This window comes from Pantoea sp. JGM49 (genome assembly GCF_018257655.1).
Lineage (GTDB): Bacteria > Pseudomonadota > Gammaproteobacteria > Enterobacterales > Enterobacteriaceae > Pantoea > Pantoea communis.
Genome location: NZ_JAERJM010000006.1, coordinates 304,845 through 328,068, shown reverse-complemented (window position 1 = coordinate 328,068; position 23,224 = coordinate 304,845). Strand labels below are relative to the sequence as shown.

General features: G+C 52.2%; 20 protein-coding genes, 1 pseudogene and 1 riboswitch. Of the genes and pseudogenes, 14 read left to right on the top strand and 7 right to left on the bottom strand.

Going from position 1 to position 23,224, the window contains the following annotated elements:
- The first annotated feature begins 39 nt into the window (after positions 1-39).
- The 6 genes and pseudogenes from JK231_RS13425 to JK231_RS13400 all read left to right on the top strand — a co-directional run bounded on the left by JK231_RS13425 (position 40) and on the right by JK231_RS13400 (position 3,135).
- A complete protein-coding gene (locus tag JK231_RS13425) occupies positions 40-297 on the top strand; it encodes a hypothetical protein (RefSeq protein ID WP_211728807.1) in 258 nt (85 codons plus the stop codon).
- Between the two features lie 360 nt (positions 298-657).
- Positions 658-945, top strand: a complete 288-nt coding sequence (locus JK231_RS13420; protein WP_211728806.1) for a hypothetical protein — start codon at positions 658-660, stop codon at positions 943-945.
- Positions 942-1,523: an inorganic phosphate transporter gene (locus tag JK231_RS13415; RefSeq protein WP_349291522.1), complete on the top strand. Its 582-nt coding sequence runs from the start codon at positions 942-944 to the stop codon at positions 1,521-1,523. Before JK231_RS13420 ends, JK231_RS13415 begins: the two co-directional genes overlap by 4 nt.
- Before the next feature lie 25 nt (positions 1,524-1,548).
- Positions 1,549-2,457: pseudogene (gene ppk2 / locus JK231_RS13410) on the top strand (polyphosphate kinase 2).
- A gap of 39 nt (positions 2,458-2,496) precedes the next feature.
- Positions 2,497-2,763 carry a DksA/TraR family C4-type zinc finger protein gene (locus JK231_RS13405; RefSeq protein ID WP_211728805.1) on the top strand — a complete coding sequence of 89 codons (267 nt, stop codon included), beginning with the start codon at positions 2,497-2,499 and terminating at the stop codon, positions 2,761-2,763.
- A 183-nt stretch (positions 2,764-2,946) separates the two neighbouring features.
- The gene (locus JK231_RS13400; protein WP_211728804.1) at positions 2,947-3,135 is read left to right on the top strand and encodes a hypothetical protein; all 189 of its coding nucleotides are present in this window, start codon (positions 2,947-2,949) and stop codon (positions 3,133-3,135) included.
- Here the strand turns inward: JK231_RS13400 and JK231_RS13395 are convergent.
- A protein-coding gene (locus JK231_RS13395) for an IS3 family transposase (protein ID WP_211728803.1) occupies positions 3,128-4,296 on the bottom strand; the annotation gives its coding sequence in 2 pieces (ribosomal slippage) (positions 3,128-4,047 and positions 4,047-4,296; 1,170 coding nt in all). The two genes, JK231_RS13400 and JK231_RS13395, sit on opposite strands and share 8 nt — an antisense overlap.
- Positions 4,297-4,544: 248 nt before the next feature.
- On the opposite strand from JK231_RS13395, the gene JK231_RS13390 reads away from it, so the two are divergent.
- Both JK231_RS13390 and hchA read left to right on the top strand, forming a co-directional pair.
- Positions 4,545-5,261, top strand: a complete 717-nt coding sequence (locus JK231_RS13390) for a PA1136 family autoinducer-binding transcriptional regulator (protein ID WP_211728802.1) — start codon at positions 4,545-4,547, stop codon at positions 5,259-5,261.
- A 22-nt stretch (positions 5,262-5,283) separates the two neighbouring features.
- Positions 5,284-6,135, top strand: a complete 852-nt coding sequence (hchA, locus tag JK231_RS13385; protein WP_211728801.1) for a glyoxalase III HchA — start codon at positions 5,284-5,286, stop codon at positions 6,133-6,135.
- 617 nt (positions 6,136-6,752) lie between these two features.
- Here the strand turns inward: hchA and JK231_RS13380 are convergent.
- Genes JK231_RS13380 through JK231_RS13370 form a run of 3 tightly spaced genes read right to left on the bottom strand, consistent with a single transcriptional unit; the run spans position 6,753 to position 10,077 of the window.
- Positions 6,753-7,520, bottom strand: coding sequence for a 3-oxoacyl-ACP reductase (locus JK231_RS13380; protein ID WP_211728800.1), 768 nt, complete (start codon positions 7,518-7,520; stop codon positions 6,753-6,755).
- Between the two features lie 26 nt (positions 7,521-7,546).
- The gene (locus JK231_RS13375; protein WP_211728799.1) at positions 7,547-8,998 is read right to left on the bottom strand and encodes an acyl-CoA reductase; all 1,452 of its coding nucleotides are present in this window, start codon (positions 8,996-8,998) and stop codon (positions 7,547-7,549) included.
- Entirely contained in the window at positions 8,995-10,077 is a 1,083-nt protein-coding gene (locus tag JK231_RS13370) for a long-chain fatty acid--CoA ligase (RefSeq protein WP_211728798.1), read from the bottom strand. The genes JK231_RS13375 and JK231_RS13370 overlap by 4 nt, the downstream gene beginning before the upstream one ends.
- Positions 10,078-10,175: 98 nt before the next feature.
- Positions 10,176-10,304: riboswitch (TPP riboswitch) on the bottom strand.
- 661 nt (positions 10,305-10,965) lie between these two features.
- Here JK231_RS13370 and JK231_RS13365 point away from each other — a divergent pair.
- Positions 10,966-11,211, top strand: coding sequence for a hypothetical protein (locus tag JK231_RS13365; RefSeq protein ID WP_211728797.1), 246 nt, complete (start codon positions 10,966-10,968; stop codon positions 11,209-11,211).
- 470 nt (positions 11,212-11,681) lie between these two features.
- On the opposite strand, the gene JK231_RS13360 is transcribed toward JK231_RS13365, so the two are convergent.
- Positions 11,682-14,369, bottom strand: coding sequence for a cation-transporting P-type ATPase (locus JK231_RS13360; RefSeq protein ID WP_097117709.1), 2,688 nt, complete (start codon positions 14,367-14,369; stop codon positions 11,682-11,684).
- A 764-nt stretch (positions 14,370-15,133) separates the two neighbouring features.
- Between JK231_RS13360 and JK231_RS13355 the strand changes: the two genes are divergently transcribed.
- From JK231_RS13355 to JK231_RS13345, 3 genes are read left to right on the top strand one after another with little or no spacing between them, the layout of a single operon-like run.
- Positions 15,134-16,219, top strand: a complete 1,086-nt coding sequence (locus JK231_RS13355) for an efflux RND transporter periplasmic adaptor subunit (protein WP_211728796.1) — start codon at positions 15,134-15,136, stop codon at positions 16,217-16,219.
- Complete coding sequence (locus tag JK231_RS13350; protein ID WP_211728795.1) at positions 16,219-19,281, top strand: efflux RND transporter permease subunit; 3,063 nt, start codon at positions 16,219-16,221, stop codon at positions 19,279-19,281. Before JK231_RS13355 ends, JK231_RS13350 begins: the two co-directional genes overlap by 1 nt.
- Complete coding sequence (locus tag JK231_RS13345; RefSeq protein WP_211728794.1) at positions 19,278-20,243, top strand: acyltransferase family protein; 966 nt, start codon at positions 19,278-19,280, stop codon at positions 20,241-20,243. The genes JK231_RS13350 and JK231_RS13345 overlap by 4 nt, the downstream gene beginning before the upstream one ends.
- Here the strand turns inward: JK231_RS13345 and JK231_RS13340 are convergent.
- Together JK231_RS13340 and pagP are read right to left on the bottom strand one after the other, a co-directional pair.
- A complete protein-coding gene (locus JK231_RS13340; protein WP_211728793.1) occupies positions 20,233-21,738 on the bottom strand; it encodes an alpha/beta hydrolase in 1,506 nt (501 codons plus the stop codon). The two genes, JK231_RS13345 and JK231_RS13340, sit on opposite strands and share 11 nt — an antisense overlap.
- Complete coding sequence (pagP, locus tag JK231_RS13335) at positions 21,728-22,285, bottom strand: lipid IV(A) palmitoyltransferase PagP (protein WP_211728792.1); 558 nt, start codon at positions 22,283-22,285, stop codon at positions 21,728-21,730. The genes JK231_RS13340 and pagP overlap by 11 nt, the downstream gene beginning before the upstream one ends.
- Positions 22,286-22,524: 239 nt before the next feature.
- On the opposite strand from pagP, the gene JK231_RS13330 reads away from it, so the two are divergent.
- Positions 22,525-22,767 (top strand): type II toxin-antitoxin system ParD family antitoxin, encoded by a 243-nt coding sequence (locus JK231_RS13330; RefSeq protein ID WP_097117703.1) that lies wholly within the window; start codon positions 22,525-22,527, stop codon positions 22,765-22,767.
- Positions 22,760-23,050 (top strand): type II toxin-antitoxin system RelE/ParE family toxin, encoded by a 291-nt coding sequence (locus JK231_RS13325; protein WP_097117702.1) that lies wholly within the window; start codon positions 22,760-22,762, stop codon positions 23,048-23,050. The genes JK231_RS13330 and JK231_RS13325 overlap by 8 nt, the downstream gene beginning before the upstream one ends.
- Positions 23,051-23,224 lie beyond the last annotated feature (174 nt).

The window sequence follows — 23,224 nt, the reverse complement described above, 5'->3', positions numbered from 1 at the left end:
TTACACTGGCAGGCCACCATTCAGGAAGAAGAGGTCATTGTGCTGTCGAAGATCCCCGATTATGAAACCGATCGCGAAGGCTATCTGGAGTTCATGACCCTCAGTAACGCGCTGCGCATGGAGCTACTGATTTTGTCGGAAAAGTTTGTTGAGGTGCACGGCTCTTATGAAGCGGGCATGGCGGAACTCGGAGAATGGCTACTTAACTATGCCGATAATGCCATGATTCAGAAGTTAAGTTCCGGCCCCATCAGCAAAGAATGGTTGTTTGATGAGTTGAAAAGACGCCACAAATAGTCGTCTGGTTCTATAAGTTAACGCCAACATTAACGCAGGGTCTTCAACCTTAGATCTCATTAGCACGGTAATGATCTCCTGCTGTAAATATAATCTATAGTAATCAGTCAAACCATAATGTGACAAATTTATGGCAGAAATAAAACTCAAACTGGCGAATCCGCCGCTGCAAAAAAATAAAATAACCTATTGTTTTTAATGATAAAAAAACAAATATCGATTTTATTGCATCTCAAAAATTTCATTTATATGACTAAATTTTGACAGTTACGTCATAAAACTTTCATAAATTTTCTATATGTTAGCCGCACATATCGTTGTGCTTATGCTGCTTTAGCGATCTATAGGAAATTTTCACTAATGAGTGATTACGTTACGCCTCAGACTTTACATGTTGCCGCTTCACCGCTGTCTTCCGCGATTCAACTCCCTGCAAAAAACAGTAAGAAACCGCTTTTCCTGTTCGGCATGGTTTTACTCGCCGGCATTCTCTTTGCGGGAACGCAATTAATCGGTGATATCCAACAAACCGGGGTCACATTTAGCAGTGCACTGCCATTAATGCTGCTTGGTTTTGCCTTATTAGCGGCATTAGGTTTCGAGTTCGTCAATGGTTTCAACGACACGGCCAACGCGATACGACGGTGATCGCCGCGCTGGCTCAGGTCAGTGGCAACATCGGCGCCACGCTGAAGCAATATGGCGCGTTGCAGGCTATCCCGGCCGAGCAGAAACAAGCCGTGCGTAATGAGATGTATCTGGCAGCTGAAACCATCAAACGTCTGCAAGCCGATCACTCGCTGATTTTACCGACTGCCACCCAGCAAAATCTGCAGGCGCTGAAAACCGCGCTGAACGGTGCAACGCAATTTATCCCGACCTGGGTCAAAGTCGCGGTGGCACTGGCTTTGGGATTAGGCACCATGGTCGGCTGGCGTCGTATTGTCACCACGCTGGGTGAGAAAATCGGCAAAAGCCAACTCAACTATGCGCAAGGCATCAGTGCGCAGATGGTGGCGATGGGCACCATTGGCGCAGCGGATGCCTTTGGTCTTCCGGTCTCAACCACACACGTGCTCTCCTCAGGGGTTGCGGGCACCATGGCCGCCAATCGCAGCGGCTTACAGTTCGGCACGCTGCGCAATATGGTACTGGCCTGGGTGCTCACCTTGCCTGCCGCCGCGCTGCTCTCTGCCGCCCTCTACTGGATCATGACTTCATTGTAACGCTCGCTTCGACAGGGATAAGACGATGTCTGCACACGAAATAAATAACAACAATATGTTTGATGCGCGCTTTTTACAGGAATTCTATGACAGCTATGACGAATCGCTGGAGATGGAGTTAGCTGATTTTGGTCTGGCGGCCAATAACGATCCGCAGGAGATGGCGTGGCGTCGCCGCTATTTTATGGAGTTACTGCATCTTCAGGGCGAATTGGTGAAGCTGCAAAACTGGGTGATTCGCACCGGCCATCGACTGGTGGTGATTTTTGAAGGCCGCGACGCGGCAGGCAAAGGCGGCGTGATTAAACGCATCATGCAGCGACTCAATCCGCGCTATTGCCGCGTGGCGGCACTGCCCGCACCAAATGAACGTGAGCGCACGCAGTGGTATTTTAAACGTTACGTCTCTCATCTGCCGTCAGCGGGAGAGATCGTGTTGTTCGACCGCAGCTGGTACAACCGCGCGGGCGTCGAAAAGGTGATGGGATTTTGCAGCGATGCGGAGTACTAAGAGTTCTTCCACAGCACGCCAGAGTTTGAACGCATGCTGGTGCGCAGCGGCATTCAGATCGTGAAATACTGGATCTCCATCACCGATGAAGAGCAGGAAATGCGTTTCCTCAGCCGCATCCATGACCCGCTGAAGCAGTGGAAGCTGAGTCCGATGGATTTGGAAAGCCGTCGCCGCTGGGAGGATTACACCGCCGCCAAAGAGATGATGCTGGAGCGCACCAACATTTCTGAGGCGCCATGGTGGGTAGTGCAAGGCGTTGATAAGAAGAAGGCTCGGCTGAACTGTATTTCTCACTTGCTGCAACAGGTGCCGTATGAAGCCGCAGAAGGCGAGCAAATTTCTTTACCTTCCCGCATTCATCATGAAAATTATGCCCGTCACCCGGTGCCGCAGAGCATGATCGTGCCTGATAGCTACTGAACTATACTTTGACCAGTCGATGAATATCAGGAGGGGATTATGGCAGGCGGCTGGTCTGAAGATGGTGCAGTGCAAAAGCAGATTGATGCGACAGTGGATGATGCGATTGCGCGCGCCAGAAGTCACCTCAACCACGGCGCAAGTGCAGAGTATTGCGACGAGTGCGGGGAACCGATTCCCGAAGCGCGTCGCAGCGCATTGCCTGGGGTGCGTTACTGCGTGAAGTGCCAAAGTGCGTTAGATAAACAAGAAGCCAGCCACAGCGGGTATAACCGCCGTGGCAGCAAGGATAGTCAGTTACGGTAGATGCGTCGTAATCCCTTCAGGACGCCACCGTGATATGCGCTATGGCAGAAGCGAACAGCATGAGTGACTTTTAAACTCATTATCACAACTTGCATGTGAACTCTTGAAGGCATTTAACGAGGATTGTTAATTCGGCTGAGTTTTGCTGTTCCAGCCATAAGTATCAGCACAGGGAGCTAACCATTGCCGTATTCTGGCATTCCGCGCCAGCGTTTCGAATTCAATCAGGCGCGCGCCGAAATTGGCATGACGCAGAAAGTTGATCTCCAGACACGTCTCCAGTTGACCAGCCAGTTCCCGTTCGATGGGATGCGCAAATCCAGCTTGAGACTCTCAGGCCGCTGTTTGTTGCGCTTTGTAGTGGTCAACTAAAACTGGCCACGGCTTTAGAGTTTTTCCAGTATCGGTTTTCCGATTCGTTTGGAGGTAATCCACCGTTATAGTCATGCGGCCTTAGCGAGCTGTAATACCCGACGATATCGTTTGTGATCGCATGAGCAGCTTCGCTAAAGTTTATATAGCCTGTCACTGGCACCCACTCGCTTTTCAGACTTCTGAAGAAGCGTTCCATCGGGCTGTTATCCCAGCAGTTTCCGCGTCGGCTCATACTTTGCCTGATCCGGTAACGCCACAATAACTGCCGGAACGGCCTGCTTGTGTAGTGGCTACCCTGGTCACTGTGGAACATCACTCCCGCTGGTTTACCCCGGGTTTCCCACGCCATTTCCAGCGCTTTGATGGTTAGCCTGCTGTCCGGTGAGAATGACATTGCCCAGCCTATCGGTTTCCTGGCGAACAAATCGAGAACGATGGCGAGGTAAGCCCAGCGCCTGCCTGTCCAGATATAGGTCACATCGCCGCACCATACCTGATTAGGCTCTGTCACCGCGAACTGTCGCTCAAGGTGATTCGGGATACCGATGTGTTCATGGCCACCACGTTTGTACCGGTGGGTGGGTTGCTGACAACTCACCAGTCCCAGTTCTTTCATGAGCCTGCCGGCAAGCCAGCGTCCCATTCTGAAGCCTCTCAGGGTTGCCATGATGGCGATGCTTCTCGCGCCAGCAGAACCATGGCTAATGTTATGCAGCTCCAGAACCTGACTACGTAATACAGCCCGCTTGCCGTCTGGCTTTTCGGGGCTTTTTACCCAGTATTTGTAGCTGCTGCGATGAACCCCGAACACGTGGCAGAGAGTAACCATAGGATAACGCGCTCTGAGTTTCCCGATTAACGAGAACTGTTCAGGGAGTCTGACATCAAGAGCGCGGTAGCCTTTTTTAATATATCGTTTTCCATTTCAATGCGTTGCAGCTTTTTCTTTAGCTCACGTATTTCAATCTGTTCCGGGGTTATAGGGGAGGCTTTAGGTATTTTGCCCTGTCGTTCATCCCGTAACTGCTTTACCCATCGCGTCATGGTAGAAAGCCCCACGTCCATAGCACTGGCCGCAGCTGCAACGGTGTAGTTCTGATCAAGGACCAGTTGAGCGGACTCGCGTTTAAACTCTGCGCTGAAATTTCTTTTTTTCATTGGGACACCTGTTTTGTTCTGAGATGAGCATATCACCTCTGTTCAGGTGGCCAAATTCAGTGAACCACTACACTATTGAATTCAGGTATCTATTGATTGCCTTACACATACTTTGTTGTTTGTCGCTTGACCTAATCAGGGACAAAACAGGCTTTTACTATCTCATCTACATTAGTAGGGGATATCCCTCATACACTCTTCATAAAAGCTGACTAAAATAGGCGACAAACCCATAGACGGTGACCACGATGTTGAAAGATCCGTTGGACATCATTCTCGAAATTAAATCAGAGAACGACCTGAATTCTTTAAAGCAACGCGTCAAAGAAGTGGCTTTGGCATACGGGTGTGATCGTAGCGTTTTATTCTCAGTTACGCCTGTGAATGAGAATTTAGTGGAGCGTATCTTCTGGATTGAAGGGAGCTGGTTTGATGATGAAATTGATGCAAAAACTTATATGGAACGATGCCCTGTAAATCAACACCTTATAAACTCATCACACCCTTTTTTCTGGTACAAGACTGGAAAAGAGAGCATTTCAGGGAGTTATCAGATTGCTTCAAAACCTATCAGAGGTGCTCTGCATGGCATCCAGATCCCTATCTTTGGCAACTCAGGTATTGAAGGTGCGTTTACTTTGGGCGGGATGAATGTAAATAGCTCGCCGAAAGCAGAACTAATTCTTACTCTATTAGGTGTAGAGGCTTTTAATAGCGCTCGCCGGATTCTCGGGGACGACATCAATTACGGAACCGGACCGCTTACGGTTCGTGAAAAAGATGTCCTCAGTCTCGTCAGTAAGGGAATGAGACAAAAAGATATTGCGGGATTACTGGGTATTTCTCAACGCACCGTTGAAAACCATCTCAGAAAAATACGTAATCGCCTGGGAGTAAGCACTACTGCTCAGGCTATTCAGGTAGCCCTGACTACACGCGGATTAACACCGGGTAAAGACAAATAAATCTATTAACGAGGAGACCGTCATGTCAGATGATAAAAGCAAACATCCTAAAGCTGATCCTGCTGAGGAAAATGCATTTTTCCCTTCAGACTATTCCCTGAGTCAGTTTACCAGCCCGGTATCTGATCTCAGCGGCGCAGACTATCCTGAACGCCATACCGGGGGAAAAAAAATACTGGTTATCGCTGCTGATGAACGTTACCTGATGACAGATAGCGGGTCACTTTTTTCAACAGGAAATCATCCGGTTGAAACGCTTCTTCCTATGTATCATCTGCATGCTGCTGGTTTCGATTTTGACATTGCGACAGTATCGGGTCATATGACTAAGTTTGAATACTGGGCGATGCCACAGCAGGATGAGAAGCTTGTGCCCTTCTTCAGTAAGTATCAGACAATGTTTCAGAACCCCCTAAAATTGTCTGACGTTGTCGATGGTCTGAGCGAGGAAAGTGAATATGCTGCTGTGTTTATTCCGGGTGGGCACGGTGCCCTAATCGGCCTGCCTGAAAGCCCGGAAGTAGCAGAAACAATCCGCTGGTTTATGGGCAGTGATCGCTTTGTAATTTCTATCTGCCACGGTCCTGCGGCTTTCCTTTCACTTCGTAACGGCGACAATCCCCTCATAGGATATTCTATCTGTGCTTTCCCTGATGCAGCCGATAAGCAAACGCCGGACATTGGCTACATGCCGGGCCATCTGACCTGGTATTTTGGAGAGGCCCTCATAAAAATGGGAATAAATATCGTTAATGACGATATCAAAGGCAGTGTGCATAAGGACCGTAAGGTGCTGACAGGCGACAGTCCTTTCGCAGCCAACTCTCTTGGTCAGCTTGCGGCTAAGGAGTTGCTTAAAGTTTATTCAGAGTGATATTAATTAACTTCAAGGTCTGTACAGAATGAGAATGGCAGGCAGATGTTGCTGTTTTATTTTACTGCCATTCTTTCTTCCTCCCAGACCAGAAGTGATTTTATAATTGCGGATACCAATGATGGATTAGGCGAAACTTGAGCAAGGCCCCTTTTTCGCTCAAAGCAGCCCTTGCCATCTCGCCCCCCCATCTCTTTCACATCAGACATGCATCATGCGCAATATTTGCGCCATACACTCTGTTGAACCGAAGCAACGGCCAATTCCGGCCGTTCCTCCCCAAATCTCATTCAGTTCGCGGCTGCATCTGGCTAGCATCGCCATTCAAAAACGACTCAACCGTGTCGGAAAATCGCTCAGGCTGATCAAGCATAACAAAGTGAAAACTGTCATCGATCCGTTTGAAGTGGATATCGGGTGCAGAAGCATAGGCTGAGCGGCAGACGCCGATACTAAGCTCGACGCCATTAAAAGCGTTCCACCGATGACGGCACGGATAGTTGCGGCATTCATTAAACCTCCCTGTTTATGTTAAGCGGCGTTAGCAAATTGATAAATCAGTGATCAGACTAACGCTAACCCATCGTGCTGCCAACAATATCAGCGTTCGGCCCCCGTCATCCCATCACCAACCCACCATCAACATACAGCGTTTGCCCGGTGACAAACTCGCTCCATTCTGAGGCTAAAAACATCACCGGACCGACGACATCCACTGGCTCGGCAATTCGGCGCAGCGGCGTTTGTGCGGTGATAAAATCGCGCACGTCTTCTCGCGTCGCACTGCTGGCATCCGTGGGATAGACCAGACCCGGCGCAACACAGTTCACGCGAATCCCCAGCGGCCCCAGTTCAGCGGCGAGTGAACGGCTAAAGCCTATTAATGCGGATTTCGCCGTGACGTAATCGTGGTAAGGAACAGAGGGACGGGCCACCAGATCGCTGGAAAGATTGATAATGCTGCCGCGTGTGCGTGAGCGCATCAGCGGCAACGCAGCCTGGCAGACGTTGTAGGCCGCGCCGACGGCACCGTCAAACTGGCTTTGGTAGCCCTGCCATGAGGTTTCCCAAAAGCGCTGTCGATTATCAGTATCGAAAACATAGGGTGCGAAAGCATTGTTCACCACCGCATCCAGACGACCCGTGGTGTTAGCGATCTGCTCCATCATCACCGCTACCTGCTCTGCTGAGGTGACATCGGCTCGAATGGCGATGGCCGAACCGCCCAGTGCTTCACAGCTTTTTACCACTTCCATCGCTGCAGCTTCACTGCGCAGGTAGTTCACCACCACCAGCGCGCCCTCAGCGGCGAAAGCCTGCGTGATAGCTGCACCAATACCCCGGCTCGCCCCCGTCACCAGAATCGTTTGATCAGCAAATTTCATCTCTTACCTCCTGTAAAAACGTGGATTCAATCCGCATAGGGCGCGAAGCGCTCAGCGGCAGTTTCAGCAGATGCCTCTATTTCCGTAAAAGTGACCAGATCCAGCAGGCTAAAGCGGCCATCGTGATGCCATCCGGCGGCAGGCGATGTCATGCTGCCAAAGGCAGTAATACGGCTGATACCGGCTTGCCCTAGCCGCGCGGCGAGAACAAACAGCTCGCGCGGAGTGGCCGCCACCGCCGCCGTTTGCAGATAAATTTTCTGCTGCGAAATCAATGCAATCGCATCATCAATTTCATCAACTGCCACCACTTTAAGCGTGCGTCCGAGTGCCGACGGCATCAGAGCTTCGGGGCCATCAACTACCACCACCGACCAGCTGTCCGTTGGCTCGCCGAACAGGATGCGATCGTCCTGCAACGCGCGAATCTCTTCACGGCTGCGCCAGGTTGCCACGCTGTTCACTTCAGCCGAAGAGAGCGCGCGACGCGGGTATTTGCGCGCCAGCGCACAGAGTTCATGAGCGATGTACTCCGCGAATTCCTGCGGCGTAATGCGTCCGCCGCGTTCAACGAACAGCATTTGCGGTGAGTAACAGCCCGCCTGGTCATAGCGTATGACCTCATAGGCCACGCGCTGCGCCAGATCGACGCCCTGCCTTGTATCCAGTGCCGAACGCCCCACCAGCCCCACGCTGATTTTATGGCCGTGCGGCAGAAAACGCGTGGTCACAGGCAGTTGCTGTTTGATTGCAGCCAGCGCGGCATTACCACCGTAAGCCATCACCACGTCAGGCTGGGTTAACCAGTGTTTTTCTGCTTCGGCTTCGCCGCCTTTCCACCACACTACCGCCAGGCATTCGCCAAGTTGGGGATCGATCTCAGCCAGCAGTTGTGCGAACCAGCCCGCCATCAGCGGTTCAGCACCGGGAAATTTGCCCACGCTGCCCGCTTTTACCAGTAATCCACAAATCAGACTCCACAGCGGTAGACCTGGCACATTTCCTGCCCAGATATGCATGAGCAGATCTGGGCCAAATGCCCGTGCGAAGCCGCCATTAGGTCGCGGCTGAAAATCATCCAACAGCTGTGGATCGTTAAAGTCCTCGGCTAAAAAGCGCTTGAGCTGCGGCTGTCGAAAAGTTTTGAGGTATCCGGTAAGCCCAAGGCGAATCATCTCAGCGTCATAACCGGTGACAATCGGCAGCAGCATTTCGGCCTTGCGGCGCAGTGGATGGTTTCGATCCAGCAATCGCGCAATGGCCTCATCAATAATTGCTACGATCTTCGCCACGCTCAGCGTTGTGAGATAAGCGCGAGCGTGATCGCGCAGATGTGCGCTGAGAAGTGTAATTTGTGCCGGATTCAGATCGGGCACGTCGACATCCAGATGCTGGCCGTGATGGCTAAAACTCAGCGTGCGCCACTGCACCCCTTCAGGTGATAAACATCCCGGTAGATAACCCGCGACCTCTTTCACACTGCACCCTGCGCAGCAGCCAGGAACTCTTCCATCGACAGCGAACAGCCCTTCGCATCCGCTCCGGTGACCCGGCCCAGCAGATGGAAGCCGCCCGCCACTGCCCGGCCAGCATCCTCGGTCAGTAAGGCAGAAACTGAATTGAAGTGGGCCAGATCATTGTGCACCAGCACGCCCATCTCACCTTCCGGCACCTCTTCGCCCGTCAGCGGATTGACCACGCGGGTGCGGATCCAGTGCGGGCCGGATTTCACCGAGGGACAGGCAACGTTGCCATCGTCATAAAACTGGCTGCTCAGTTCGGTCATGCCGTACATGTTGATGCAGTGCGTGCGCGGCACGCCCAACGACGCACTGAGTTCGGCGTAAAACTGCTCGGCCTCAATCTCACGGGATTGTCCCTTAAATCCACCGGTATCCAAAATTCGGCTGCCAGCGGGTAATGCAAAATGTCGCCCCTGGCGCTGCAGTTCGTCGAGCAGATGGACAAAGCTGTAGCTCGCGCCCAGCAGCGCATAAGGTTCGCCCTGCGCTTCAGCCTGCTCCAACGCAGCAAACAGGCGATCCATCGCGATACCGCGGTCATCCAGCAGCACTTCGCTCTTGGCGGTGCCAAATTTTTCCACCGCTAACGTCAGGTAATGGGCCAGCGAAGAGTTGGGCAGCGCCCGATTATCAGGGAACAAAATGCCCATGCGAATCCGCTCTTCGCCCGCCATAAAGCGCTGGCGGAAATTCTGCATCATCGAGCATTTCCAGACATCGAGTGTCGGATGATAGCTGCGACCTTTCACCGTGCCGGTCGTACCGCTGGTCATAAACATCGCTTCGACGTCATCGGTGGCATGGCAGCTCAGCGTCAGATCCTTAAACGCAGTAATGGGAATCGCCGGGATGGCGCGCCAGTTTTTCACCGTAAAGGGTGTGCGGCCGCGTTGCATGGCGAAGCGTCGATAAGGGGTATTGTGTTCGAATTGATAAGCGAAGATGGCGAGCGCCAGGCGGTTAAAATCGTCGTCGGTTGTATCCTGACGCTGAAGAAAGGTGAGCAAAGCGTCGATCAAAGCAGCTTCAGTCATGGGCGAGTCCACCAGTTGCGATTGCGCGAAATTTCTCAGGCCGGGCCTGATGAGTAGAGTCTGTCCGCTACAAGCACAAAGATGGGATCAGGACGCAGTGTCGCCCTGTGTTCCGCTCCCTACGCCGGTATTAGCCGGATCAGGTTCGTAGGGTCACTACGTTGCCAACGCGAAAACGCTGGCGGGTAGAATCTCAGCCCGCTAACCGGGCACCCCCTGGAACAGGTCGCAGTCAATCTAAAGGCCGCTCAATAAAAATTCACTCAACTCACTGATTTTATTGGGCTTACTATAAATCTACTGCAGACGGTCGTTAAAGGTTAAACCATTTGCTGTTTTAACACACTGATCTTTTTATCTGACCAGGTGCACGACGAGCGTTTCAGCTTCGCGGTGATTCATTGATTAATGTGAATAGCCCTGCTGAATGAGCGGGCTGTGAGTTTTTATCATCAGATACTTTTGACCTCAGCATTAATGTAGGAAAAAATGTCATGAGAATGCCATAACTCTACCATTAACAAGATATTAACCAGGATATTTGATGTACTTTGGCTTTAATGCTCGTTTTATTTGTTCAAGTCCCTCTTCAATAAATCTCACAGGATTTTTTTGTGGTACGTAATATTCAGATTTTATCCCAACCATTATCAGATAATGACCAGGCGGCATCTGCAATACACATCAATTCATTTCATCAAATAAACCAGAAATAGTCTTTATTTTCCGTTAGTTAGACCAGAGACTGTTTGTGAAGCACTTAAGGGAATTTAAAATGAAGACTTCCGCTAAGGTTGGAGCACTCAGTGCCCTGGGGATTATTTTGTCTGCGTCGGGTTATGAGGTATATTCGCGGAACGTAAAAATCAAAAAGATGAAATAGCCTGTGTGACCGTTCACAGTCGTGATGCGGTTATTGCCGTAGAGAAAGATCTCCTCAATAAATCCCATACCGAGATGTTTGGGAAAAATAGAATCACCCTGGGCTCTCTTCTGTTCCACAACGAAAGCGTAGCAAAAAATGGTACACGTATTATCGTTCCGTTTACTTTGGCGAGCCATCGTGGGCAATCTGAGTTTCAGGCCGTAGTGCGATGTTCAAATTTACAAGATATTGAATACGATAAACTTTAATGAGTCCATTGACTCACATAGCAAACGGATAAAAAACCATGTATAAGGCAACGAAATATTACGTCTGCGATCACGCCCGCAGGGGCTTGCTGTTGCATACCGCAGGATGTGAACAGTTACCCGGTATCGATTCACGGGCGTTTATTGGCAGTATGTATAACCACAGCCAGGCATTAACCGTCGCCGCAGCGCAATATGCGAATGTTCATTACTGCCCGTGCTGTATCACTGTGAATAAGACTATCGAGCCAGAAAAATCTAAGGCAGCTATGCCAGCACTGTGCAGGGCGACAAAACCAAAGAGAAAGAAACCGGTGAAGATTGTCGAACCCGTGCGACATTTCCCTCTCTGACTTGATGACAGCAAATGTCCTGCAACATTTAAATCTCATCTTTTGGCCCGAAATCAACATGTATCGTCTTAAACACCGCCCGCCTCGCTGACACCAGCGTGACGGGCAGCAGCAGACTCAAGCCGTTCTGAATCGCCGGGTAAGTGGTTTCTCGACTTCAACAATCAGGAACATCACGAACCCGATGATGAAGGTAATGACCCAATAACGGAATGGCAGTCCAGTGGTACCGAATAGCAGCTGCATAAATGGCGCATAGATGATCAGCAGTTGCAGCACCAGCAGCACCGCGCTAACGATCCAAATACCTTTGTTCATCAGCAGCCCTTTACTCAGAGAGAAGCCGTCCGACACACGGCAATTGAGCATATAGAACCACTGCGCGGTAACCAGCGTCTGTAACAGCACGGTGCGGATAAACTCAGGGGAATAGCCACGCGGCTGCAGCCAGGCTTCCAGCACAAACGCACTTATCGCAATCATTGAACCAACAAACACCACGCGCCAGATGGCGAATCCATCCATCACATGCAATTTGGGATCGCGCGGCGGTCGGCGCATGATGTTTTTTTCACCCTCTTCAAATGCCAGACCAAACGACAGCGTGGCCGACGTCGCCATGTTCATCCACAGAATCAGTACCGGCGTGAGCGGAATGAGATTCCCTGCCAGCAGCGCGATGATGATCAACAATCCCTGCGCGAGGTTGGTGGGCATAATAAACAAGATGGTTTTTTTCAGATTGTCATAAACCCGGCGCCCTTCCCTTACTGCGCTGGCAATGGTGGCGAAGTTGTCATCCGTGAGCACCATATCGGCGGCTTCCTTGGTCACTTCGGTGCCTTTAATACCCATTGCGATACCGACATCGGCGCGCTTCAGGGCGGGCGCATCGTTCACGCCGTCCCCGGTCATACCGACCACCTCTTGCTTACTCTGCAACGCCTGAACCAGACGGAATTTATCCTCCGGACTGGTGCGGGCAAAGATGTCGTAGGCCTGCGCGGCATCACTCAACTGGTGATCGTCCATCACTTCCAGTTCACGCCCGGTGATGGCTGAGCCTGCATTGCCAATCCCCAGCATCTGCCCAATGCTCATCGCGGTTTGCGGGTGGTCTCCGGTGATCATTTTGACGCGTATGCCGGCTTGCAGACAGTCACGAATCGCGGTGATGGCTTCAGGGCGCGGCGGGTCCATCATTCCGGCAATGCCGAGCAGAATCACGCCCTGTTGCAGATCCTGATGGGTGAGTTCAGTTTGTCCCGGTAACGCCGGTTTCCAGGCTGCCGCCACCATGCGCAGCCCTTCGCGCGCATACTCTTCAATCTTGCCTTCCCACCAGCTGATATCGAGCGGTTGCAGGCCGTGCTCGGTTTGCTGCTGCTGACAAAGCCGGAACAGCACATCCGGCGCGCCGGTGATCAGCACGCGCTCTTCGTCACCAATGCGGTACAACGTCGACATGTATTTGTATTGCGAATCAAACGGAATTTTACTGCGTAACTCGGTGGTGACCACCGGCAACTGCCCTTTGGCGGCCAGTACCTTGAGTGCGCCTTCTGTCGGCCCTCCGGTGATCTTCCAGAAGCCGCTCTCATCCTTAATCAACTGACTGTCATTACACAGATCGATGGTGCGCAGATATTGTTCAAGCAAGGACCCGCCCGTGACGGTAATCGGCACGGCGTCATCTGCTTTATGAATGGCGCCAACCGGTTCATAGCTGTCACCGTCTACCCGATAGATATGGTCGGCGGTGATCACCGCTTTGACCGTCATCTCATTCATGGTCAACGTGCCGGTTTTATCTGAGCAGATCACCGTCATCGCACCCAGCGTTTCCACCGTCGGCAGCTTGCGAATGATCGCCTGCTGCTTCGCCATGGTCTGCACGCCAAGTGAGAGGATGATGGAGATGATGGCGGGTAAACCTTCGGGCACCGACGCCACCGCCAGACTGATCAATGACAGCATCAGTTCAGAGACCGGCATATCGCGGAACAGCAGGCTGAAGACGAACAGTGCCGCCATCATCGCGAGAATAATCAGGAAGATGGCTTTCCCTAACTTGTCCATTTGCACCAGCAGCGGCGTGCGGTGTTTTTCGATATCGGACATCATCTGGTTGATGTGCCCCAGTTCGGTCTCTCCACCTGTAGCCACCACCAGCCCTTTACCGCCACCAGAACTGACCGTTGTTCCCGAAAACAGTAAATTGGTGCGGTCGCCTAACGGAAGTTCGCCCGCAAGCGCATCGGTGGTTTTCTCTACCACCGTGGATTCCCCGGTGAGTATCGCCTCTTCGACGCGAAGATTGTGGGCTTCGATCACGCGCAGGTCGGCAGGAATACGATCCCCGGCGCGGATCACCACCACATCACCCGGCACCAGCGCGGTGGTCGGCAAGGTTTCATGGTTACCGGCGCGGATCACCACCGTTTCACTGGAGAGCATATTGCGTATGCTTTGCAGGGATTTTTCCGCGTTACTCTCCTGGATATGACCAATCAACGCGTTGACCACTGCCACACCGAGAATGACCAGTGTATCGACCCAATGGCCCATCACTGCCGTCAGCAGCGCGGCAGCGAGTAACACGTAAATCAGTACATCGTTGAAATGGGCGAGGAAGCGCAGCCATGCTGGCTTGCCCGGTTTTTGTGGCAGGGCATTTTCACCGTACTGTTGTAAGCGTGCTGTTGCTTCACTACCCGAGATACCTTCGAGTGAACTCTCTGTCTGGCTCAAGGTTTCATCGACAGAAAGCTGATAGTACGACCTTTCCGATTTAGCAGTATTCATCGCTTTCTCCTCAAATCCTGTTTCGGAAATCAAGGCGGTGACATCGCGTTATTAACAGATCCACTTCAAATACAAATACAAAGACAAACATCTACGCACTGCCTGAGGTGAGTCCCGTTTATAACTGAAAGACATGTCATTAATGGCTGCCCAACGAAATTGAGCAGGGAAATAATCTATACGACAAACTTTTGACAAGAGAAATGAACGTTATAAACGTAGCACAGGCTATTCAACTCACTCTGCTTTTATGAGGAAAGTCATCCGTAATCAAAAAACAATTTTTAGCGTAAATTTAAACCAAAGATAAATAAGCCGTTTTTAACGAAAATAAATTAACCAACCCCTATGTTAATGAAATGGCGAGAAAAGCCACACTTTGTGTTTATGTTGTTAACGTGGTTTAAAGCTCTATTTAAATCAAACAAATCAGATTTAAATTCCATGAGTTGCGATAAAGTTATTGCGTTTATCAAACTTTACATTTTTGGATATCCACAGCTATGCTCATGCTTAACAAATAAACCTTAACCGTCACTCCTATCCGTCCGCAGTGAGATGACTCTATTTCGCCCACTGTTAATGGAGGTAACGATGCCGGACTATAGTCTGCTGCGCCTGAGTCTTTATGTGGTTATCGCTATTGTAACCTGTTCTGCCGTGGGGTTATTTACCTACGCCGTCGTTTCAATGCTCGGTGAATAAGAACCTCGCTAATAATAACGCCAATAATTAATTCAATATTGCTGATTGAGGACAAACTCGTGACGCGTTATTTTCCGCTGATCGCCATTGTTATATTGATAACAACAGGTTGCGATCAAAAAAAAACGGAAGTTACTCCTTTGCCGCGCATGGTGAAAGTGGTTGAGGTAGTGGCTTCCGGTGAGGCTCAGCAACGCATCTTCCCCGCACGCATTGAATCGGGGGATTCCACCGACCTCTCCTTTAAACGAGGTGGACAGATCGACGCCCTGGAAATTCGCCAGGGCAACAATGTGACGCAGGGACAAGTGATCGCCAGACTGGTAGCACGAGAGGCGCAGCAGCGCGTTAACGAACGACAGACCGCCGCCATCCTCGCTCAGCGACAGTTTGCACGCTTCCAGACGCTGGCCGGTCGCCAGGCAATCTCACAGGCTGAAATGGACGTGCAGCGCGCGAACCGCGATGCTGCCAACGCGGCCTTGCAAATTGCCCGTGAAGAGTTAAGCCAGATGACCTTAACCGCGCCTTTTAGCGGCACCGCGGCGACGGTCAATGTGCGTAATCATCAGGTGATTGCGGCGGGCCAGACCATCGCCACGTTAACGCGCACCGACCTGCTTGATGTGGTGTTTAACGTGCCGGAAAACCTGTTCACCGCGCTGGATATCCGCAACATGACGTATCGCCCGGTAGTGAGGATTAACACGCTGCCGGATCGCGAATTTCAGGCTGAATACAAAGAGCACACCGGTAGCAGTAGCAGCAACACACTGACCTGGCAGGTGATCTTAACCATGCCGCGCCCTGCCGATTTTCCGGCCGTGGGCGGTGTCAGTGGTACTGTCACCATCAATCTGGCCAATCTTCCCGCCAATGTGAATCACGCTGCGCTGGTCGTTCCGGTCGAGGCGGTGTTTAACCCCGACAGCCACCAGCGCAATGAACCTCATGTCTGGGTGGTGCAAGGCAGCGGCGATCAGCTCAAGCTGGAAGACCGAAAAGTCACTGTTGGTGAGGTCACAAACCAGGGAGTGGTGATCACCGATGGACTGAAAGCCGGTGAACGCGTGGTCGCAGCAGGCGTCAATGAGTTACATGCGCAACAGCCGGTACGCATCTGGACGCGTGAGCGAGGGCTGTAATGGACATCTCCAAACAGTTTATTGATAACCCGATTCGCGTCTGGCTGGCGATTTTGCTATTAGGGCTGGGGGGTATTTTTGCCCTGCTGAATATTGGTAGCCTGGAAGACCCCGCTTTTACCATTAAAACCGCCGTGGTGGTCACACAATACCCTGGCGCATCTGCGCAGCAGGTGGAAGAAGAGGTGACTCTGCCGCTGGAAAATGCCCTGCAGCAGTTGCCCTATCTGGACAGCGTCAGTTCCATCTCCTCCAACGGCCTGTCGCAAATTACGGTGAATATTGCGTCGCGCTATCACTCTAACGAACTGCCACAAATCTGGGATGAGCTGCGGCGGCGCGTCGGTGATGCGTCACGCTTCTTCCCGCCCGGCGTGGCGGCGCCTTTCGTTAACGATGATTTTGGCGACGTGTTCGGCTTTTTCTTCGCCATTTCCGGTGACAACTTCAGCAATCCTGAATTAGTGCAATATGCCGAACAGCTGCGGCGAGAACTGGTGCTGGTGCCCGGCGTGGGCAAGGTGGCGATTGGCGGCGCCATCCCGCAGCAAATTGATATCGATGTTTCGCTGACAAAAATGGCGGTGCGCGGTATCACTCCGGCACAACTCTCCGCCGCACTCAGCCGTCTGAACGTGGTTTCCAGCGCGGGAGAGATCAAATCCGGCTCCGAATCGATTCGTCTGCACCCCACCGGGGAATTTGAAAATATCGATGAGCTGAGCGATCTGCTTATCAGCCCCGTTGGCGACACTGCCACCACCCGGTTACGCGACATCGCCACGCTGTCTCGCGAGTTGAGCGAATCCCCTTCCAGCATCTATCACGCCAACGGCCGTCCGGCGGTCACCATGGGCGTCTCCTATATCCCTGGCGTCAACGTGATTGACGTAGGTCGTGCACTGGAAGCCAAACTGCAGCAGATGTCGGCAGAAAAACCAGCCGGTATCCAAATCAATACGTTTTACGATCAGGCTGCGGAAGTGGCGCACTCCGTCAACGGCTTTATCACCAACTTCCTGATGGCGCTGGCGATTGTGGTGGGTGTACTGCTGATCTTTATGGGCGTACGCAGCGGCATCATTATTGCGCTCTCGCTGGCGCTGAACGTGCTGGGCACCCTGCTAATCATGTATTTGTGGGGCATTGAGCTACAGCGTATTTCACTGGGAGCGCTGATTATCGCCCTCAGTATGTTGGTGGATAACGCGATTGTGATCGTCGAAGGGGTATTGATTGCACGTCAGCAAGGCTCATCGCGTACCTCGGCGATCAACTTTGTTATCCGGCGCTCGGCCTTCCCGCTTCTGGGAGCCACGGTAATCGCAATACTGGCGTTTGCGCCGATTGGGTTGTCGCAGGATTCCACCGGTGAATACTGCAAATCGCTGTTCCAGGTGCTGCTGATATCACTGATGCTGAGCTGGTTCTCAGCGTTAAACATCACGCCGGTGTTGATCAAATGGTGGCTGTTTAAAACGAGTAGCACGGCAACGCCCGCCGCTGAAGCCTCGCCCTATGATGGCGGTTTTTATCGACTCTACCAGCGCACGCTCAACGCGCTGTTGCAGCAGAAAACGGTCACGCTTGCGGTGATGGCTGCCCTGCTGGCGCTGGCGATCTGGGGTTTTGGTGGCGTGCGGCAAAACTTCTTCCCCTCGTCTAATACGCCGATCTTCTTTGTCGATTTGTGGTTGCCATACGGCACGGACATCAAAGCCACCGAGCAAATGGCCAGCGATATTGAAAAGTCGATCACCGGGCAGCAAGGCGTGGTGTCTACGGTCACCACCGTCGGCCAGGGCAGCATGCGCTTTATCCTCACTTACAATGGACAGCGCCAATACAGCAACTATGCGCAAATCATGGTGCGCATGGACGATCAGCGCAATATCGCCGCGCTGTCACGCCGTGTGGATGACTATATTGCCCGCCAGTATCCGCAGGTGAATGCCAGCACCAAGCGGGTGATGTTTGGTCCTTCCGGCGGAAGCGCCATTGAGGTGCGCATTAAAGGTCCCGATCCCGACCGCATGCGACTGATTGCCAGCGAAGTGGGTGATATCCTCGCGCAAGACCCCGCCACCGACAGCGTGCGCAATGACTGGCAAAACCGCAGCAAGGTCATCCGTCCACAGTTTAATCCGGCGCTGGGCCGCGAGCTGGGTGTGGATAAACAGGAAATCGATAACGCGCTGCAAATGAATTTCACCGGCAGCCGGGTGGGCTTATATCGTGAAGGCGCAGATTTGCTGCCGGTGGTGGTGCGTCCGCCCGCCAGTGAACGCCAGGATGCCAATCATCTGAACAACGTGCTGGTGTGGAGCCAAAGCCAGCAGCACTATATTCCACTCAGCAATGTGGTGAGTGGCTTCAATCTCGAATGGGAAGATCCATTAATTCTGCGGCGCGATCGCAGTCGCGTGCTGACGGTGATGACCGATCCCAGCCCGCTCAGCAGCGATACCTCCGGTGATATTCTGTCACGCGTGCGGCCGCAAATTGATCAGCTCCCACTGCCGCACGGCTACAGCATTGAATGGGGCGGCGATGCCGAAAACTCCAGCGAAGCGCAGCAAGGCGTGTTCACCACGCTGCCGTTGGGCTATCTGGTGATGTTTGTCATTACCGTGCTGATGTTTAGCTCCGTAAAAAATGCCGTGGCGATCTGGCTCACGGTGCCATTGGCACTGATCGGCGTGACGCCGGGCTTTTTGCTCACCGGTATTCCGTTTGGCTTTATGGCACTGATCGGCTTGCTGAGCCTGAGCGGCATGCTGATCCGCAATGGCATTGTGTTGGTGGAAGAGATTGAACAGCAAAAACAGGACAAAACGCAGCACGACGCGATTCTGTATGCCGCCACGTCGCGCTTGCGCCCCATCCTGCTGACCGCGTTCACCACGGTATTAGGCCTGGCACCGCTGCTGCGCGATGTGTTTTTCCAGAGCATGGCGGTGGTGATTATGTTTGGACTGGGCTTCGCAACGATACTGACGCTGCTGGTTCTGCCGGTGATTTATGCCTGCTTCCACCGCGCTGAGAAAGCGACGTCAACATGAACGCCACCGGGCTGAATGTCATTAAGACACTCGGCTGCATGGCGGCAGTGACCTTTTTTACGTTGTATAACACCTGGGATCGCTACGATTATGATTACCACTGGATTCTGGCGTTCCTGACGTTTATCTCCACCATCGCCACCCCATTGTTTTTTGTGGTGGCGGGCATTATGGATAGCCACGCCGAGCAGGATTTACGCTGGCAGCTCAACAAGATACGCAATGTGGTGATCGTGTTTCTGTTCTGGATGACGATTTACTATCTCTGGGAACCTTACCAGCGCGGCTATCTGATTCAGCCGTGGTTTGTGTTCTCGTTTATCGTGATCTACAGCTTCAATCCGCTGCTCAGCTGGCTCAGCCTTCATCGCCTGGCGTTTTGCGCGCTGGTCGGCGCCCTGTTGCTGTTTTCCTATGGCTACGATTTGCTGTCGGTGCTCTATCCCGAGGTGCGGGTGCTCAGTCTCGCGCCGCAATACCGTATCTGGACCTGGTTACTGTTTTACCTCACCGGCCAGCTATTGTGTGAACCGGTGATTGCCGACTGGCTGAGTCGGAGAAGAGTCGCCCTTTTCGCTACCTGCGCCCTGCCGTTTATTTATCTGTTCACCTGGTTGTACGAGCAGCACTTCTTCTTCGCGCTGTTTAAAGCCGATCGCAATGCTTTCCTCCTCACCGGCTCACAAATCTACCTGCTGGTGGTCGCACTGGTGTTAGCCGCCAGCGGCGTGCGCTTTCGCCGCCATGTCGCCCTCAAAGAGACGCTGCTGGCCACCGTGAGTAAAACCATGACCGGGGTGTACATCATGCACTACTCGGTGTTTCATATCGTCACCGCGTTGATCCCGATTAACTCGCTGGCCACTAAACTCACGCTGATTGTGCTGACCTTTGTGCTCTCAGTTTTGCTGGCCCAACTGATTCTTGCCAACGGGCTGCTGAAAAAAGTCATCACTCTTTAAGGCACTGTTGCAGATCCGACTGCTGGCCGCAGGCAATCCGTCCATTAATTTGCGCCATCATATAAGTGAAAAACGGATTGGAGGTATTACGCATCAGCGTGTCGAGCCCCACGGTGAGGCTGGAAGTTTCTCCGCGTAGTGAAATGGTGCCGAGGCTGATGCCATAACGATTTTTCTCGGTGGGTTCGCGACCATACAACGAATCGGTGAGAGGGAATGGGACAGCGATATGCGACAAGGAATACATATCCTGCGGCCACGCCAGATGCAGCGGACGCGTCACTTCGTTGGTTTGATCGGCATGCGTGATGCGGGCAACCACCTCATAAGTGGTGGGCGACGCGTTAGTGATCACCGTTGTGGCGTAATGACGCGGCGCGGCAGGCAGTAAGTCGTTGACCGCTGAATACAGTGCAGGCCGGAACAGCGCGCGCAAATTGGCTGCCTGATTAATATCGAAAATCATTAACTGGCTGCCGTTGTCCGGTAAATAGCGATACAGCGCATTGACCACTGCTCGAGTGCTGACCGTAGAATCGAGGATCGACTGGAACGACAGCACCGGGGGTAAGCCACGTATTTCGCCATCGCGTGCGAGTTGCACAATCTGTTCCTGCAACGCCTGGGTTAACAGCCAGGACTGGCGCGCCGCCCGCACCGGGAATGAATTGTATTTAAACGGGTTGTATTCCGGCACGATATTCAGCCACGCCGCTTTAGCAAACACCGGGAACACCGCTGGCCATCCCGCTAACCCCGCAAAACGGGCGTATGCCGTCACACCAATCATCGGTGACAACAACACCACCTGTTGTGGTTTGCGCAGATTTTGATTCTGCTGAGAATCGAGCACATATTTCATCGCCAGCGCGCCGCCGTTGGAGTAGCCCACCAGATGCAACGGGACCTGGGTTCCCGCTATCCGGGTGGCTTCACGCACGGCCAGACGCGTCGCGGCCAGCCACATTTTCCAGTCAACTTTGGTTAACGATCCCGGCGCGGTGCCATGGCCGGGCAGCCTGGGTACTACCGCAACATAGCCTTGTTGCTGATAGGCCTGTGCCAGATAACGCATGCTGTAAGGTGAATCCGTTAAACCGTGCAACAGCACCACCGCGCCTTTAATTTCACCAGCGGGTTTGAGTACAAACGAACGGTTCCAGTCGGTGGCAAATCCTGCCGGATAGACCGGGCTTTGCGCATAATAGCGGTTAAGCGAGGTTTTCTCTTCAACGCTAAGTTGATCCGTGACGTTGTGTTTCATCTGCTTGAAGATCACATTTTCCTGCGCCAGATAATCGTCGAAGGTGGCGTGATCTATTTGCTCCACCGTCATTTCATCAGCCGCCCAGGTGTGCCAGCGATGCAGCGGCGGCCCCTGCTCAGACTGATATCCACGAATCAGCAAAAACATGATCAGCAAAGAAACCACGCCCAGGGCGATTATCTTCAGCCACTTAAGCACGGGAGAACGCTGCACCCTGTCAGAAACCATAGCGGAACCAGGCAAACAGCACGTTGCCGTTGTTGTAGCTACCCGGAATATAGGTGAACTGCACGTTAAGATTTTTATAACCTGAGGAGAACAGCGGCAGGACAATCGGCAGTGGCACATAGTTGGCAAAATCATCACGCGCGGTGATGCCAGCGGTTAACCCTAGCCCTAAGCGTACATCGCGTGCCTCATCGAGATACCAGCCTTTCTCCCAGCCGTAACCGATAATCGGCTGCCACATGTTGTGCGAATCCTTAAACGCCATCGCATACAGCGCGCTCCAGTCACCGTCCTCGTTGTAGCGCGACACACCAAAACCCCCGCCCCACGGCGATTCGTTGTAGTTGTCGGTTTTGTCTTTGTCGTAGGCGAAACGCGCATGCCAGCTGATAAACGGTAGGTAGATATCGTAATACTTAGGCTGTTCCCAGGTTTGCGAGACATCCTGCTTCAGCCATTCCCAGCCATCACTCAATGTGCCCGCCGCCAGAGCCGGGAAGGTCAGAACACTCAACGAGATGCACAACGCCACCAGAAAATTACGCATGGGTTATCCTTCTGCAAAAGCACCGATGATAGTGAGCAAGGGAAACATCCAGCATGATCTGTGTGCGCATACCGGGCAGACCATCAGGGAATATTATAGTTGTTGAGTCGGGGTTGAGGTGCTGCGCAAAGCATACTGTTGCGTGGCACATTCCATAAGAACGAGGTCGATTTGACTGGCGATGAAGACTTGCGCAAACTATGCTCTTTTGTATTAACAGTTAATACACGGTGAGTTCAATGAGAAAAATAACGTCGGTTAGCGTGGGTGAACAACTCGATAACTTCATCTCGCGCATGGTTGATTCAGGGCGATATGGATCAGCCAGTGAAGTGATGCGTTCGGCTTTACGCCTGCTGGAACAACAGGAATTACATGATCAAGTTGTCCGAAATGCCGTAGTTGATGGGTTGGAAAGTGGCGAAAGCCCGCGTTCACTGCGTGAAATCGCTGCTGAAAGGAAGAAGCTTAATCGTGTATAAACTGTCCGAACTTGCCGACAGTGACTTTGCCAATATCTATGATTATACCTTGCTCAAATTTGGTGAAGCCCAAGCCGATCGCTACACCGATGCATTGGATGAGTTCCTTGAAACATTGTCAAAGATGCCTGAGATGGGACAGGATTACCCGCGCGTGCAGGATGTGAAACGTATTGTTTTCCAGTCACATACCATTTTTTATACTGCCAATCCTTCCGGAATATTTATTGCCCGAATTTTACATCAACAGATGGATACGGCTCGTCACCTACCCGACTTTTAATTCCACACTCAGCACCCTATCGCGCCCAAAATCTTCTTCAACAACGCTTTTTTTACCTTTTCCAATCATCCCATCTTGATAACGATAACGATTTTCATTCAAATACAGCCTGCCACTCTTTTTTGTGCAGCACTGTGCGGTTGTTGGGAAGCTATCTTGCCAGCGTTACTATAC

What these genes read in the sequence shown, in the direction of transcription:
- JK231_RS13420 (WP_211728806.1), top strand. Translation starts at nt 658, where the DNA reads ATGAGTGATTACGTTACGCCTCAGACTTTACATGTTGCCGCTTCACCG.
- JK231_RS13340 (WP_211728793.1), bottom strand. Translation starts at nt 21,738, where the DNA reads ATGGTTTCTGACAGGGTGCAGCGTTCTCCCGTGCTTAAGTGGCTGAAG.
- JK231_RS13345 (WP_211728794.1), top strand. Translation starts at nt 19,278, where the DNA reads ATGAACGCCACCGGGCTGAATGTCATTAAGACACTCGGCTGCATGGCG.
- JK231_RS13405 (WP_211728805.1), top strand. Translation starts at nt 2,497, where the DNA reads ATGGCAGGCGGCTGGTCTGAAGATGGTGCAGTGCAAAAGCAGATTGAT.
- JK231_RS13380 (WP_211728800.1), bottom strand. Translation starts at nt 7,520, where the DNA reads ATGAAATTTGCTGATCAAACGATTCTGGTGACGGGGGCGAGCCGGGGT.
- pagP (WP_211728792.1), bottom strand. Translation starts at nt 22,285, where the DNA reads ATGCGTAATTTTCTGGTGGCGTTGTGCATCTCGTTGAGTGTTCTGACC.
- JK231_RS13390 (WP_211728802.1), top strand. Translation starts at nt 4,545, where the DNA reads ATGTTGAAAGATCCGTTGGACATCATTCTCGAAATTAAATCAGAGAAC.
- JK231_RS13360 (WP_097117709.1), bottom strand. Translation starts at nt 14,369, where the DNA reads ATGAATACTGCTAAATCGGAAAGGTCGTACTATCAGCTTTCTGTCGAT.
- JK231_RS13350 (WP_211728795.1), top strand. Translation starts at nt 16,219, where the DNA reads ATGGACATCTCCAAACAGTTTATTGATAACCCGATTCGCGTCTGGCTG.
- hchA (WP_211728801.1), top strand. Translation starts at nt 5,284, where the DNA reads ATGTCAGATGATAAAAGCAAACATCCTAAAGCTGATCCTGCTGAGGAA.
- JK231_RS13330 (WP_097117703.1), top strand. Translation starts at nt 22,525, where the DNA reads ATGAGAAAAATAACGTCGGTTAGCGTGGGTGAACAACTCGATAACTTC.
- JK231_RS13370 (WP_211728798.1), bottom strand. Translation starts at nt 10,077, where the DNA reads ATGACTGAAGCTGCTTTGATCGACGCTTTGCTCACCTTTCTTCAGCGT.